The sequence below is a fragment of the Shewanella sp. Koi 1 genome, from assembly GCF_052907445.1.
The window spans coordinates 1,619,720-1,633,062 of the sequence record NZ_JBREJM010000001.1 but is presented as its reverse complement, the minus strand read 5'-3'; the positions used below and the strand labels follow the sequence as shown (position 1 = coordinate 1,633,062).

Annotated in this window: 13 protein-coding genes; 3 read left to right on the top strand and 10 right to left on the bottom strand. The window is 48.2% G+C overall.

What is annotated here, in order from left to right:
* Positions 1–13 precede the first annotated feature (13 nt).
* The 3 genes from ACUZ8J_RS07155 to ACUZ8J_RS07145 form a co-directional block, all read right to left on the bottom strand.
* A complete protein-coding gene (locus ACUZ8J_RS07155; RefSeq protein WP_446693447.1) occupies positions 14–1,204 on the bottom strand; it encodes a thiolase family protein in 1,191 nt (396 codons plus the stop codon).
* A gap of 391 nt (positions 1,205–1,595) precedes the next feature.
* On the bottom strand, positions 1,596–2,537 hold the full coding sequence (metA, locus tag ACUZ8J_RS07150) for a homoserine O-acetyltransferase MetA (RefSeq protein ID WP_086902400.1): 942 nt from the start codon (positions 2,535–2,537) through the stop codon (positions 1,596–1,598).
* A 69-nt stretch (positions 2,538–2,606) separates the two neighbouring features.
* A complete protein-coding gene (locus ACUZ8J_RS07145) occupies positions 2,607–3,041 on the bottom strand; it encodes a YbaY family lipoprotein (protein ID WP_446693446.1) in 435 nt (144 codons plus the stop codon).
* Positions 3,042–3,158: 117 nt separating this feature from the next.
* Between ACUZ8J_RS07145 and ACUZ8J_RS07140 the strand changes: the two genes are divergently transcribed.
* Positions 3,159–3,902, top strand: coding sequence for an SDR family NAD(P)-dependent oxidoreductase (locus ACUZ8J_RS07140; protein WP_086902424.1), 744 nt, complete (start codon positions 3,159–3,161; stop codon positions 3,900–3,902).
* Positions 3,903–3,986: 84 nt separating this feature from the next.
* Here ACUZ8J_RS07140 and ompW read toward each other — a convergent pair whose 3' ends face one another.
* From ompW to phhA, 7 genes are all read right to left on the bottom strand, one after another.
* Entirely contained in the window at positions 3,987–4,634 is a 648-nt protein-coding gene (gene ompW / locus ACUZ8J_RS07135) for an outer membrane protein OmpW (RefSeq protein WP_446693445.1), read from the bottom strand.
* Between the two features lie 457 nt (positions 4,635–5,091).
* On the bottom strand, positions 5,092–5,679 hold the full coding sequence (locus ACUZ8J_RS07130) for a nucleotidyltransferase family protein (RefSeq protein WP_446693444.1): 588 nt from the start codon (positions 5,677–5,679) through the stop codon (positions 5,092–5,094).
* A gap of 300 nt (positions 5,680–5,979) precedes the next feature.
* A complete protein-coding gene (gene maiA / locus ACUZ8J_RS07125; RefSeq protein WP_446693443.1) occupies positions 5,980–6,630 on the bottom strand; it encodes a maleylacetoacetate isomerase in 651 nt (216 codons plus the stop codon).
* A gap of 84 nt (positions 6,631–6,714) precedes the next feature.
* Complete coding sequence (locus ACUZ8J_RS07120) at positions 6,715–7,701, bottom strand: fumarylacetoacetate hydrolase family protein (protein WP_011717657.1); 987 nt, start codon at positions 7,699–7,701, stop codon at positions 6,715–6,717.
* 338 nt (positions 7,702–8,039) lie between these two features.
* Complete coding sequence (tyrR, locus tag ACUZ8J_RS07115) at positions 8,040–9,578, bottom strand: transcriptional regulator TyrR (protein ID WP_086902394.1); 1,539 nt, start codon at positions 9,576–9,578, stop codon at positions 8,040–8,042.
* A gap of 275 nt (positions 9,579–9,853) precedes the next feature.
* Positions 9,854–10,192 carry a 4a-hydroxytetrahydrobiopterin dehydratase gene (locus ACUZ8J_RS07110; RefSeq protein ID WP_069454624.1) on the bottom strand — a complete coding sequence of 113 codons (339 nt, stop codon included), beginning with the start codon at positions 10,190–10,192 and terminating at the stop codon, positions 9,854–9,856.
* Positions 10,193–10,274: 82 nt separating this feature from the next.
* Positions 10,275–11,090: a phenylalanine 4-monooxygenase gene (gene phhA, locus ACUZ8J_RS07105; RefSeq protein WP_011626687.1), complete on the bottom strand. Its 816-nt coding sequence runs from the start codon at positions 11,088–11,090 to the stop codon at positions 10,275–10,277.
* A gap of 322 nt (positions 11,091–11,412) precedes the next feature.
* Between phhA and galU the strand changes: the two genes are divergently transcribed.
* A complete protein-coding gene (gene galU / locus ACUZ8J_RS07100; protein ID WP_011717661.1) occupies positions 11,413–12,321 on the top strand; it encodes a UTP--glucose-1-phosphate uridylyltransferase GalU in 909 nt (302 codons plus the stop codon).
* On the top strand, positions 12,321–13,334 hold the full coding sequence (galE, locus tag ACUZ8J_RS07095) for a UDP-glucose 4-epimerase GalE (protein WP_109285331.1): 1,014 nt from the start codon (positions 12,321–12,323) through the stop codon (positions 13,332–13,334). Before galU ends, galE begins: the two co-directional genes overlap by 1 nt.
* Positions 13,335–13,343: the final 9 nt, after the last annotated feature.

The window sequence follows — 13,343 nt, the reverse complement described above, 5'->3', positions numbered from 1 at the left end:
GATAAGCCTTTGATTAGACTTCGATAGCCATAGCTGTGGCTTCACCGCCACCGATACAGAGTGAGGCTACGCCGCGCTTAAGCCCACGGGCTTTAAGTGCATGAATTAAGGTCACCAGCAAACGTGCACCCGAGCAACCGATAGGATGACCTAAGGCACAGGCGCCGCCGTTCACGTTCACTTTTGCCATGTCTAAACCTAATTCAGAAACGGCCAGCATAGTCACCATGGCAAAGGCTTCGTTGATTTCGAACAGATCAACCTCATCCTTTGACCAGCCCACATTGCTTAACAGTTTTGCCATCGCGCCAACGGGCGCCGTGGTAAAGAGTGCTGGCTCCTGGGCATGGGTTGTGTGCCCCTTGATGGTGGCGAGCACTGCTAAGCCTAACTGTTCGGCATTGGCGCGGGTGGTTAACATCAGCGCCGCTGCACCGTCGGAAATTGAGCTTGAGTTTGCCGCCGTAATAGTGCCGTCTTTAGCAAAGGCGGGGCGCAGTGCGGGGATTTTTTCAGGACGGGCGTTACCTGGCTGCTCATCGGTATCGATAGTCACATCACCACGGCGGTCGCTTACCGTGACGGGCACAATCTCCGCCTTGAAGGCACCAGATTGAATGGCCGCGTTGGCTTTTTCCAGTGAGCTTAAAGCAAACGCATCCATTTGCTCGCGGGTTAAACCGTATTCATCGGCGGTTTTCTGGGCGAATGTGCCCATAGCGCCGCCGGTGTAGGCATCTTCTAAACCGTCGAGGAACATATGATCTAATACTTTGCCATGGCCCATACGCATGCCTGAGCGCGCTTTATCTAGCAAGTAAGGGGCTTGGCTCATGCTTTCCATACCGCCAGCAACCACCAACTTAGCACTGCCCGCTTTGAGTAAATCGTGGGCAAGCATTACGGTTTTCATCCCAGAGCCACAAACTTTGTTTACGGTCGTTGCGCCTACAGACAGAGGTAAACCTGCCCCTAAGGTCGCCTGACGCGCTGGCGCTTGACCCAGACCCGCTGGCAATACGCAGCCCATTAACACTTCATCGACCTTGTCAGGCGCTACTTGGGTGTCAGCTAACAGGGCTTTGATGGCGGTGGCCGCTAAGCTCGGAGACGTTACGCCAGACAAACTGCCTTGAAAGCCACCCATTGGGGTGCGTTTTGCGGCAACAATAACGATCTCTTGGTTAAATTGTTCAGTACTCATGGGGACTCCAAGCTAAATGTGCCTTGGCGGTAACACTCGCCAGCGGCGGATAAATAATGACAATGAAACCACTCTGACGTTTACGCGAACGTAAAGCAAGTATTCCTTGGTCTAATGTGTCGAGAAAATCCCACAAAAATTGTCAGTCAGGATTTACAGTCAAGGGAGTGAAATACAGCGTTAATGCGGTGAGGCTGAAGTTGCCAAGCCCATAATCAATTTAGACCGAGATAAAAGTGGCGGGATAAAAGAGGCTTACAAAACGATCTAGCGAACACAGTTTGAAAAGCAGAGTGACCTTGGTTAGCCAAAGCCACTCGATTTAAGAGAGCAATAAAATAAATGCCAAAACAAACACTAAGACAGTGTGACGCCGAATGTTAAGAGGGAATTATTGCGATTCCCACGGCGTGACGGCCGACATATCGCTTAAGTCATAGGGCGTTAATTGGTAAACGTAATAGTTGAGCCAGTTGCTGACGAGCAAGCTGCCATGACTGTGCCAACGGGCAATGGCATCGGCCTTAGGATCGTCATTACGATAATAGTTTTGCGGCACATTGGGATTTAATCCCTGCGCCAAATCCCGGTGATATTCATCGTTTAAGGTAGATTTTTGGTATTCGGGATGACCCATCACAAACAGGTTACGATTGTTACGACTAAGAACTAAGTAAGCCCCTGCCTCATCGGATTCCGCCAGTACTTGTAACTCAGTGTGTTGTTTAAGCTCCTCGATATCCATCTCGGCAAAGCGGGAATGCGGCGCAAAGAACTCATCATCGAATCCGCGCAGCAACGGGAAATGTTGACAAGTGCGGCGATGCACAAACACCCCTGAACGCTTTTGCTGCAGGATTTTCCGATTTAAACCATAGAGATGGTAAAGCCCAGCGTGAGCTGCCCAGCAGAGGAATAGCACTGAGGTAACATGTTGCTGTGACCAATCGATAATCTCGCGGATATGATCCCAGTAAGTGACCTCTTCGAAATCGATTTGCCCAAGGGGCGCGCCCGTGATGATCAAGCCGTCGTAGTTTTTATGGCGCACATCCTCAAAATCACGGTAGAAGGTGTTCATATGATCGATTGAGGTGTGCTTCGACTCTTTATCGTGAATACGCAGTAAATCCACATCCACCTGCAAAGGCGTGTTACCTAATAGGCGTAGAAGCTGGGTTTCTGTCTCGATTTTATTGGGCATCAGATTCAGGATCAGCACCTTCATCGGTCTGATATCCTGATTGGCTGCCCGGGTTTCGGACATTACGAAAATATTTTCAGATTCTAAAATCCCTGCTGCAGGCAGATGATCTGGAATTTTAACTGGCATACCGCGCCTCTTCTATTCAACAATCAAAGGTTCCGGCGCGCGTATGCCACTCATCAAAGAGCAAACAAATTAGCGACCGACTTTCTCAAGCGATATCGTCATAGGCTCTGTCGAATTGAGGTCGACATGATAGGCTTGAGTATTAATAAACAATAACTTATCACCGAGCATTATCCTTGCCCCAATGGCATAGGTATGCCCCGCTTCAAACTGATCACGCCCCATCGAAAAACTAAACGGCGTTGGGGTTTTCGCCCCTTGGGAAACGCGCTCTGCCATGACTACGGCGGGCACATCCATCTTAGAGACATCAAGCAACTGCACTATCAACTTGGCATCGGCGGGCAATGCGATACGCTCGCGGTACATGGCCTCACCTTTAATCTCGACAATCGCATTAGGTGTGGCACAACCTGAAATCACCGTGGTGACGGCGAATAACACCATAGCCGCTAATTTTTGCCATGCAGATGTCAGTCCGCTAATCCTTAACCCTTGTCTCATTTCATTTCTCCTAATCATACATAAAGACTTCTGGATGTCTATACGCCCAAGCTATAAATCTTGTCATGCTGGGCATATCTTCCTATGATAAGCCACCATTTCGTTGCCGAAAAATTTATGACCCAAGCAACTGCGATAATTGTGGGCGCTAGCTCACATTTAAGCCGCGAACTTGCCAAACAATTGGCCGATCAGCAGGTTGAATTAGCCCTTTTTGCCCAAGATGTCGAATCACTCCGCGAATTTGCCTCGACCCTGCCCACTAAAGTTCAGGTCTTTTCACTGCAAATTGAGCAGCCAAGCGCCATCATCAAGCAACTCGAAAGCGTCTGGCACGACTTAGGTGGCGCCCACTTAGTCTTAGTGAATACCGGACTCAATAGCTATGATCCTGAGCTGCCATGGCTACCTGAGCAGGACATTATCGATGTCAATGTGCGGGGCTTTGCCGCTATCTGCAATACGGCATTTAGATTATTTCGCGAGCAGGGTTATGGCCAGCTTGCCGCCATCAACTCGATTGCCGGTCTGCGCGGCGGCCCAAGTGTGGCTTATCATGCCTCTAAAGCCTTTGCGCAAAACTATTTGGAAGGCTTAAGCATGCATGCCCAGCGGCTTAAGCTGCCCATTACCATTACCGATATCCAACTCGGTTTACTGGATAAGGCCGCCATGCAGCAAAGTACGCTATGGCTTGCCCCACTCCCGCAAGTGGCGGCGCAAATCATTAAGGCCATGCAGCAGGGTAAACGCCGCGTGTATGTGACCAAGCGTTGGCGCTTAGTGGCTTGGCTAACGAAATTGTTGCCAGAGTTTATCTACAACACGCGCCACTGGAAGCCGAAAAAGGCTAAAAAGTAGTGTTATGCCGCGTTTAGCTTTATAAACTGCGAAAAACAAAAAAGGAGCCACTGGCTCCTTTTTTGTTACTTTAAAATCAGATGATTAGAAAGTGTAACCCACGCTGACCATATAAACCCATGGGTTAATATCAGTATCGATAACCACTGTATCGCCCGCTAATTTAAACTTCACATCGCTGCTAATTTGCGCGTACCACACAGAGGCGTTTACTAACCAGTTTTTATTCACTTGGTAGTCTAAACCCACTTGCGCCGCTAAGCCCCAAGAAGTGCTCATGCTTAAGTCAGTTAAGGCACCATTTAAATCGTTGGTGAATTCATTGTCGAAGAAGTTAGTGTAGTTCACACCAACACCCACATATGGACGTAATTTAGATTGAGCATCACCGAAATAATACTGTGCAACTAAGGTTGGCGGTAAGTGCTTAGTTTCTGCAATTTTACCAACGCCTTTTAAAGACACATCGTGGCTAAATGGAGTCGCTGCTAATAACTCTACGCCGAAGTTATCGGTCAACATGTAGCCAAAGTTCAAGCCCAGTTGGGTGTTATTACTGATTTGAAACTCACCATTGCCCGCGACATCATCACTTGATTCATTGGGTGCGACAACCACAGCACCAGCACGAACAATGATATCGCCCGCTTGATGGGCAGAAACAGAAGCAGAGAAACCAGCGGCTAACAGGGTGGCGGCGATCAGTGTAGAAATAGTAGTTTTATTCATCATCATACTCCATATGTACAACATAGGTTTTTGTTTTACATTACATCCTTAACAATTGACGCCTACACTGCCAGATAAATTCGTTTACCTTATTGATCCAAATCAAGATTAAGTGGCGATACTTATTTTGAGGTATAAGCCATGGGATCCGTGTCACGCTATCTAAACATTTATTGATAATACCAGTTCATTTTTTGTGACTTACCGCATTCATTAGCCACAGCTAAATACCTCCGCAAGGAGTAATTGAGCCATCGCGCCGCTTACAAAATATTTACATCGGTTTTAAGAAAACTCAGCCTATTGAGGTACAAGCGGGCATAAAAATAGGGAGGAATAAACTCGACACAGACTTCAATCAAGCCAGGAGTCATCACACTCAAACTCGTTTATCTAGTGAGCTTGATATGGGTTTGAGTCACTAACGGGTGAAGGAGTCTGACGTTAACGACTGATGCTCTTACTCGGCCAACGTCAGCCGCGGATATTGCGAAAGCCAACCCTTTGCGGCAAGGCGCTGCTCAAACACCGCCAACGCACGCTTGGGATTATGGGTTAACTGCAAGGCAAATAATGAGGTTAAACCGAAGGGGGCGATAAGCTGTAAGCTATCGATGACGGAAGTGGATGGGTTAGGCATTGGCGCAAGGTACACGGCGACGGCAGTTTGCTGTTCTGGCCAATAAGTCATCGCATCCTGTGTCGATTGATATGGGTTGTCGTGATTCTTAAGGTGCATGCGAGCCTGATTTTTTACCGACCAAGGTAACTCTGGCGCCAGAGTTTGCAGGTATGCTTCTATCGCCCTATCCCGCTCGGGACGAGTATCCAAGGGGCAATAGTAAATCAGATCGATATCGTTTAACGGACGCTGCTGAATATCATGCAATTTGTCCCACACCAAATTGCGGACAAACCCCGCCGCCAAGCACCACTGCGGCAAACGATGCACTTGGGCGCATTGCTGCGCCAATTCAAGCGCCCTCATCCGATGCTTATCTTGGCTTAGCCATGTACGTAATACTGCAGCTAATTCCGTTTCAGTCATGCCTAAAATCCGCGGCTATCTTGGCTTGAACATAAGAATGGCCAATCACTGGGCGTCGATTTATGCCATTTGTGATCGTTATTGAAATCGCTATTAGAGATCGTTATTAGCAATACTGCACTTAACCACTTGATGACAAAAAAGCCAATAACCTATTCATTTATTGAAAATCATCTTCCAATAACCACCATATCAACGCCATCGCTATGATAAGACTCATAAAATGAGTCTTATCATCCAGGTTAGTATGGCGATAAGCTTAACCTTATCTTGGACAAACGATACTCACCACAAAATGGCTTAAACCGCGTCGGCTTGACGCTCTGGCGCCGCATCCGCAAAAGCTGGCAACAGATTACACTCAGCCCATACCCGCATGATATTGGGGTACGGCGTTAAATCCACATTAAAACGCTGCGCGTTGTAAACCTGCGGTATTAAGCACAGATCCGCCAGCGTCACTTTGTCACCAAAGCAATAACGGCCACTATGGCGCGCAAGTTGAGTTTCGAGCGCCGCAAAACCGCTCGCCACCCAATGGTGATACCACGCGGTTTTGGCTTCTTCGTCGACGTTCAGCTTCTGAGTTAAATACTGCAATACCCGCAGGTTATTGAGTGGATGAATTTCACAGGCGATGGTTAACGCCATGGCACGCACATGGGCACGTTCAAGTGCCGATGCAGGCAGTAGCGGCGTCTTTGGATAAAGTTCATCCAAATACTCGATAATGGCGAGGGATTGAGATAAGGCATCACCATCCTGCTCATCATCGACCACTAAGGTCGGCACCAGCTCCTGCGGGTTTAGGGCGATATAATCCGCCTTATGCTGCTCGCCACCATCACGCACTAAATGCACCGACAACTGCTCGGCGCTCACGCCTTTAAGATTGAGGGCAATACGCACACGATAGGCGGCGCTAGAGCGCCAATAACCGTATAGTTTCATCTCACTCTGTCCTTATGTCATCCTGAAAAAAACGGGGCTAAAAGCCCCGTCAATATTATCTGTCACTGTGTAAACACAAAAGCCTTACGCCTTGTACTCAACCACTTTTTGATCGATAGAGCCAAAAATAGAGGCGCCGTTATCATCGAGCATTTCGATGCGCACTGTGTCACCAAAACGCATAAACGGCGTGCTTGCTTTGCCGTCGGCGATCACTTCGAGCATACGTTTCTCGGCCAAACAGCTTGAGCCGGCACTGCGGTCATAGTTAGAAATCGTACCAGAACCGATAATTGCGCCAGCGCCTAATGGACGGGTTTTAGCAACATGAGAAACTAACTGACTGAAGTTAAAGGTCATATCCACACCCGCATTCGGGCGTCCGAATAATTCGCCATTCAAATGGGTGATAAGCGGTAAATGCACCTTTGAATCTTCCCAGCGGTGGCCTAATTCATCTGGCGTGATGGCGACAGGAGAGAAGCTGCTCGAAGGTTTGGATTGGAAGAAACCAAACCCTTTGGCCAGCTCTGCGGGGATCAGGTTACGCAGTGACACATCGTTCACTAACATCAACAGCTTAATGTGCGCGGTAGCATTTTCAACGCTCACCCCCATAGGCACATCATCGGTGATCACGGCGATTTCCGATTCGAAATCGATGCCCCAGTCTTCGCTCGCCAGCGGGATATCCGCCTTTGGCGCGATAAAGCTGTCAGAGCCGCCTTGGTAAAACAGCGGATCGGTCCAGAAGGTTTCAGGCATTTCAGCGCCGCGCGCCTTACGGACTAATTCCACATGGTTGACATAGGCGCTACCATCAGCCCATTGGTACGCACGTGGCAAAGGTGATAAACATTTGGCTTCATCGAAGGCTTGCGCGTTCGGTAATTTGCCTTCGTTCAGCGCATCATACAATTCTTGCAATTGTGGCTTGAGCAGATCCCAACCATCGAGTAATTGTTGCATAGTGTGGGCAATCGCGGGTACGGCAACCGTTTGAGTAAGATCGCGGCTCACTAACATCAGCTGGCCATCACGGCGACCATTGTTATAACTGGCAAGTTTCATATCTGCTCCTGTGCTTCTACGGCTCGGCGTACTGCGCTTTTTTATCTATTTATGGTTAGCCGATACGCTCAGCTAACGGGAATTGGTGACAACGAGTGCGGGCAATCTAGCCTTTTTTGACTCGGCGTTAGGGTTTGCTGCGCGTAGAAATACCCGAAGCGACGGCGGATTCCTATAGCGTGAGCAAAATCACATTTCACCCTATTATTTCACATTTTGTAAACTAATCATTACGTTTCATACCCTGCTGCCGCTTGTCACTATTTCGCAGAACGATATGGTGAAAAAGTCGGCAACAAAGTGGAACGATACTGTTACATCCTAAGCTTAAAGCAAAATTACTTTGGCTTGGCTATCTTGTATTCCCTGAGTTTGTTGGCGATGGCCGTGTGGGACACCCCTAATTTTTTCGCCAATTGGCGAGTACTGGGGTAAGCCGGATATAAGCGGCGCAGCAAGCTGGCCTCAAATTGCTTCATCGCATCGTCGAGATTGCCTTCAAAGGCATTATCGAAATAGCCAAAACCTTCGGCGTAGGATGGCAACTTAAGTTGCTCAACGGTCAACTCGCCCGAACCGTCCCACATAGATACCGCCCTGAAGACCGCATTCTTAAGCTGACGCACGTTACCCGGCCAAGCGTAGGTTAAGAGATGATCGCGGCATTGGGCCGAAATTCGTCTCACTGGGCTCGAGAGTTGTTGACTGTAGTGCTCGAGGAACATCTCCGTCAGCGGAATGATATCGACTTTGCGCTCGCGCAGTGACGGAATATGGTAGCTAAGCACATGGATGCGATAGTACAAATCTTCCCTAAACTCACCGGTTTGACACAACTCGGCTAAGTTTTTCTGGGTCGAGCAGATGATCCGCACATCGGCGCGAACTTCTTCGTCGCCACCAATGCGTCTAAAGGTGCCATCCTGTAATAACCGCAGCAGTTTAACCTGCGCCGCCTTTGACATTTCGGCCACTTCATCGAGGAATACTGTGCCGCCCTTCGCCTCTTCAAAAAAGCCACGCTTGATCACTTTGCCTTGGCTAACGTAGCCAAACAGTTCTTCTTCGGCGGCGCTATCGGGCAGTGCAGCACAGTTAATGGCGATAAAAGGTTTCTCGCGGCGCATACTGGCATCATGGCTAGCTCGAGCCATTAATTCTTTGCCCGTGCCAGTCTCGCCAGTGATTAATAGCGGCGCATCGAGCTGCGCCATACGGCGAGCTTGTTTCAGCACTTCTTTCATCTTGTCACTGCTGGCTAACACGTTTTCAAAGCCTGCGGTTTGATTTTGCAATGCATTGAATTGTTTACCGACCCGCGCCGGCGATTTAAGCGATACCACAGCGCCAACAAGGATGGTCTTTTCATCCTCATCGGGTAAATAAATCGGTAACATTTCGGCCAGATATTCGTTTTGGCCGATGTTGACCCGCGCCGCCTGCGGCAACACTTGGCTCTCACTGAGCCAGCGGCTGAAGTTAAACCCTTGCACCCAATGGTTTAAGGATTCATCGAGCACTTCGTGCTCCCCCATGCCCATATTGAGTAGCGCCGACTCGTTGACGATACGAATGCGCGCCTTCACGTCGATGGAGAACACTGAGTCAGGGAGGGTTTTAAGTAGGGTTTTTAAGGCGTAGTGTTCCTGCTCCGAAGGCATAAACGACACAGTTCGCACATCGTGAACACTCTCCACTTTGCGGATCTGCGGCATCAAGGCACTTAAGGTATCAAAACTGACCTCGGCAAATTGCAGGTAGAGAAAGCCCTGGTTACTGGCATCGATGGCGATGAGATTAATGCCATAACGTTCTAACACGACTAAGATGTCTTTCGCTAAACCCACGCGATCTTGACAGCTAACTTCCAAGCGCATAATGACTGATATTCCCTATTTTGATTCGAATTCTGGGATAAACCGTGCAGAGCTATTATCTCGAGGTTAATACCCTTAGGCTTGGCCTCGTAAGACATTCGTTTGATGATGCCTCTATAGTTTACGCAAACGTAAAAGGCAGGATAAATAGCTGGGCGTGTATACGTTAGAAGGTTACGCTCAAAGTGGCAAGTCTAGTTTACAGCGTATTTGTAACAGGAAGAAAAAATCAGCGCCTAAATACAATTAAAGCGCTGATTTTAAAATTGAATTTTTTAATCTAACAACTGGTCGGTCTTGGCTGCCATGATGAAGTCATTCTTATGTAGCCCCTTGATTGAGTGTGACCACCAAGTCACAGTCACCTTGCCCCACTCGGTTAAAATGCCTGGGTGGTGGAATTCTTCTTCGGCCAGATCCGCTAACTTATTGGTAAACGCCATCGCTAACTTAAAGTTTTTAAACTTGTAAACCCGTTCCAGTTGCATGATGCCATCACGCACTTGCACGCCCCAATCGGGGATCATGCGGATAAGTTCGGCCAATTCTGCATCGGTCACTTTCGGCGCATCGGCTTGGCAAGCTTCACATTTCATTTGGGTTAACGCTGTCATACATACTCCTCTTGGCAACATTAGGGGATCAATCCGTTGCCCTTATTACGCTTTATTCAATTCGTTTTTTAATGGTCAGCCATTAGCTGGCTTTCTTGGTCTTGGGCGGATACTTAGGGGCAAATAAGCCTAACTGACGCGCCTTAGCCACATAGGCCATGATGTCCATCTTGGCAATTTCATCCAGCATATCAATATGTTCAATCACATAATAAATCGGCTGCATAATATCGATACGGTAAGGCGTACGCAGCACATCTAACAGATCGAAGGGCTTACGCTCAGGCACTTGGCTTTCCATCGCATACAAGGTTTCGCCGGGAGAGCTTAAAATACCGCCGCCGTAGATACACAATTCGCCATCTTGAGGTTTGAGCAAGCCAAACTCGACGGTAAACCAATACAGGCGCGCTAAAAAGACGCGGTCTTCCTTGCTGGCATTTAAGCCCAATTGACCATAGATATGGGAGAAATGGGCGAAAGAAGGATTAGTCAGCAAGGGGCAATGGCCAAAGATCTCATGGAAAATATCCGGCTCTTGCAGATAATCAAACTCTTCCTTGCGGCGGATAAAGGTCGCAACCGGAAATTCCTTGTTGGCCAATAGCTCAAAGAAGCGGCCAAAGGAAATCAAAGCCGGCACGGCCGCGGTTTTCCATCCAGTCGTGGCCTGCAAGACTTTATCAATCTCAGCCAATTGTGGAATGCGGTCCTTCGGCATCGCCAAGGCATCAAGCCCTTGGAGATATTCCTTACAGGCACGCCCCGGTAGGTTAACCGCTTGGCGAGCATACAATTGGCTCCAAATATCATGTTCTTCCTGCGGGTAATGGATAAACCCAGAATCATCTGCACTTCGCGCAACATAGGGCGCAGTGTGCGCTATCTCTTTAGTCATAAAATTCACTTCATGGCTGACGCTAATGCCTCCATAGTGATCTAAGCCTCGATTTTTGTTAACTCCCTCACAGTTTATTGTTTACGCGATAATGTGACGCAAACGTAAAGCAAATATTACAAGGCGATTAAATCCTTGGTCATTCCAAACCGGATCTCAGTTAGACCGGTGGCAAACCTTGACACTGCCGCTCAAAAATGACGACGATAGACTGATAATATGCAGAAAAACCGACAAATTTCGGTGTTTGCAAATGGCTTTTCTGCGTGGGTCATTTACAATATTGCCCAATAACCGCCTCTCCTTAATCTGAAGGTTCGCAATGAAACAACATCAAATTCGTAAAGCCGTTATTCCCGTCGCTGGACTTGGCACTCGTATGCTTCCTGCGACCAAAGCAATTCCTAAGGAAATGCTACCCGTTGTTGATAAACCATTGATCCAATACGTGGTTAGTGAAGCCATTGATGCGGGGATCAAAGAAATTGTCCTCGTGACCCACGCCAGTAAAAACTCTATCGAAAACCATTTCGACACCAGTTTTGAATTAGAAGCGCAATTAGAGCGCCGCGTGAAGCGTCAATTACTCGAAGCGGTACAATCCATTTGCCCGAAAGACGTGACTGTGATCAGCGTGCGCCAATCCCAAGCTAAAGGCTTAGGTCATGCGATTTTATGTGCGAAGTCCGTCGTCGGTGACGCGCCGTTTGCCGTGTTACTGCCGGATGTGATTATCGATGATGCCAGCTGCAACCTGAAAACCGACAACTTGGCCGCCATGGTGAGTCTGTTTGATGAAACCCAAGTAGGCCAAATCATGGTGGAAGGCGTGCCACATCATCTAGTGAATCAATACGGTATTGCGGATGTGAATGGCCACGATCTACAACCTGGTGAGTCAGAGCCATTGGTCGAACTCGTTGAAAAACCACCGGTTGACGAAGCACCGTCTAACTTAGCCGTAGTGGGTCGTTACGTGTTACCCGCTGCCATTTGGCCATTGCTGGCTAAAACCCCTGCAGGCGCGGGTGATGAAATCCAATTAACTGACGCCATTGCAATGTTAATGAAGCAAGAAACCGTAAACGCTTACTACATGCAAGGTAAGAGTCATGACTGCGGTAACAAGCAAGGCTATATGCGCGCTAACGTAGAATACGCCCTGCGCCACAGCGAAATCGGTGAAGATTTTGCTCAATATTTAAAAACAGTAGTAAAAGGAATTAAATAATGACGATTTTAGTGACCGGAGGCGCCGGTTATATCGGCACTCATACCGTAGTAGAATTACTCAATGCGGGGAGCGAAGTGATTGTTTTAGACAACCTGTCTAATTCAAGCATCGAAGCCCTTAACCGTGTCGAGCGCATTACCGGTAAATCGGTCACCTTTTACCAAGGCGATATTCTCAATAAGGCCTTACTGCAGAAAGTCTTTAGCGACCATAACATCGATGCCGTTATCCATTTTGCAGGATTAAAAGCCGTCGGCGAGTCAGTTGCTAAACCGCTGAAATACTATGAGAATAACGTGACTGGTACCTTAATTCTTTGCCAAGTGATGGCAGAGTTTAAGGTGAAAAATCTCGTCTTTAGTTCTTCTGCTACTGTGTATGGCGACCCTGCCAGCCTACCGATTACCGAAGATTTCCCCACGGGTGCCACTAACCCATACGGTCAGTCTAAATTGATGGTGGAGCATATACTGGCGGATTTACACCATAGCGATCCGAGTTGGAATATCGCCCGTTTACGTTACTTCAACCCCGTTGGCGCCCATGCCAGCGGCTTGATTGGCGAAGATCCTAACGATATTCCAAATAACTTAATGCCATTTATCGCGCAGGTGGCGGTCGGTAAACGCGAAGCATTAAGTGTGTTTGGCAATGATTATCCAACCCACGATGGTACTGGCGTTCGCGACTATATCCATGTGGTGGATTTAGCCCTTGGACACCTCAAAGCCCTTGAAAAGCTAGCCACCAAACCAGGGCTTGTCACCTATAACCTAGGCACAGGCCAAGGCTACAGTGTGCTCGATATGGTCAAGGCCTTTGAAAAGGCCTGTGGTAAATCGATTGCCTATCAAATTGCGCCGCGCCGTCCGGGTGACATTGCCGCCTGTTATGCAAACCCAGATCATGCTAAAACCGATTTGGGCTGGCAGGCGACTCACAGCCTAGAGGATATGGCTAACAGCAGTTGGCATTGGCAATCTACCAATCCCAATGGTTATAAAGGCTAATCATCTAAA

Bases quoted from the DNA above. Each gene is read 5' to 3' on its own strand.
- tyrR (WP_086902394.1), bottom strand. From the start codon at position 9,578: ATGCGCTTGGAAGTTAGCTGTCAAGATCGCGTGGGTTTAGCGAAAGAC.
- maiA (WP_446693443.1), bottom strand. From the start codon at position 6,630: ATGAAACTATACGGTTATTGGCGCTCTAGCGCCGCCTATCGTGTGCGT.
- ACUZ8J_RS07145 (WP_446693446.1), bottom strand. From the start codon at position 3,041: ATGAGACAAGGGTTAAGGATTAGCGGACTGACATCTGCATGGCAAAAA.
- ACUZ8J_RS07110 (WP_069454624.1), bottom strand. From the start codon at position 10,192: ATGACAGCGTTAACCCAAATGAAATGTGAAGCTTGCCAAGCCGATGCG.
- ompW (WP_446693445.1), bottom strand. From the start codon at position 4,634: ATGATGAATAAAACTACTATTTCTACACTGATCGCCGCCACCCTGTTA.
- metA (WP_086902400.1), bottom strand. From the start codon at position 2,537: ATGCCAGTTAAAATTCCAGATCATCTGCCTGCAGCAGGGATTTTAGAA.
- ACUZ8J_RS07130 (WP_446693444.1), bottom strand. From the start codon at position 5,679: ATGACTGAAACGGAATTAGCTGCAGTATTACGTACATGGCTAAGCCAA.
- phhA (WP_011626687.1), bottom strand. From the start codon at position 11,090: ATGACTAAAGAGATAGCGCACACTGCGCCCTATGTTGCGCGAAGTGCA.
- ACUZ8J_RS07155 (WP_446693447.1), bottom strand. From the start codon at position 1,204: ATGAGTACTGAACAATTTAACCAAGAGATCGTTATTGTTGCCGCAAAA.
- galU (WP_011717661.1), top strand. From the start codon at position 11,413: ATGAAACAACATCAAATTCGTAAAGCCGTTATTCCCGTCGCTGGACTT.
- galE (WP_109285331.1), top strand. From the start codon at position 12,321: ATGACGATTTTAGTGACCGGAGGCGCCGGTTATATCGGCACTCATACC.
- ACUZ8J_RS07120 (WP_011717657.1), bottom strand. From the start codon at position 7,701: ATGAAACTTGCCAGTTATAACAATGGTCGCCGTGATGGCCAGCTGATG.
- ACUZ8J_RS07140 (WP_086902424.1), top strand. From the start codon at position 3,159: ATGACCCAAGCAACTGCGATAATTGTGGGCGCTAGCTCACATTTAAGC.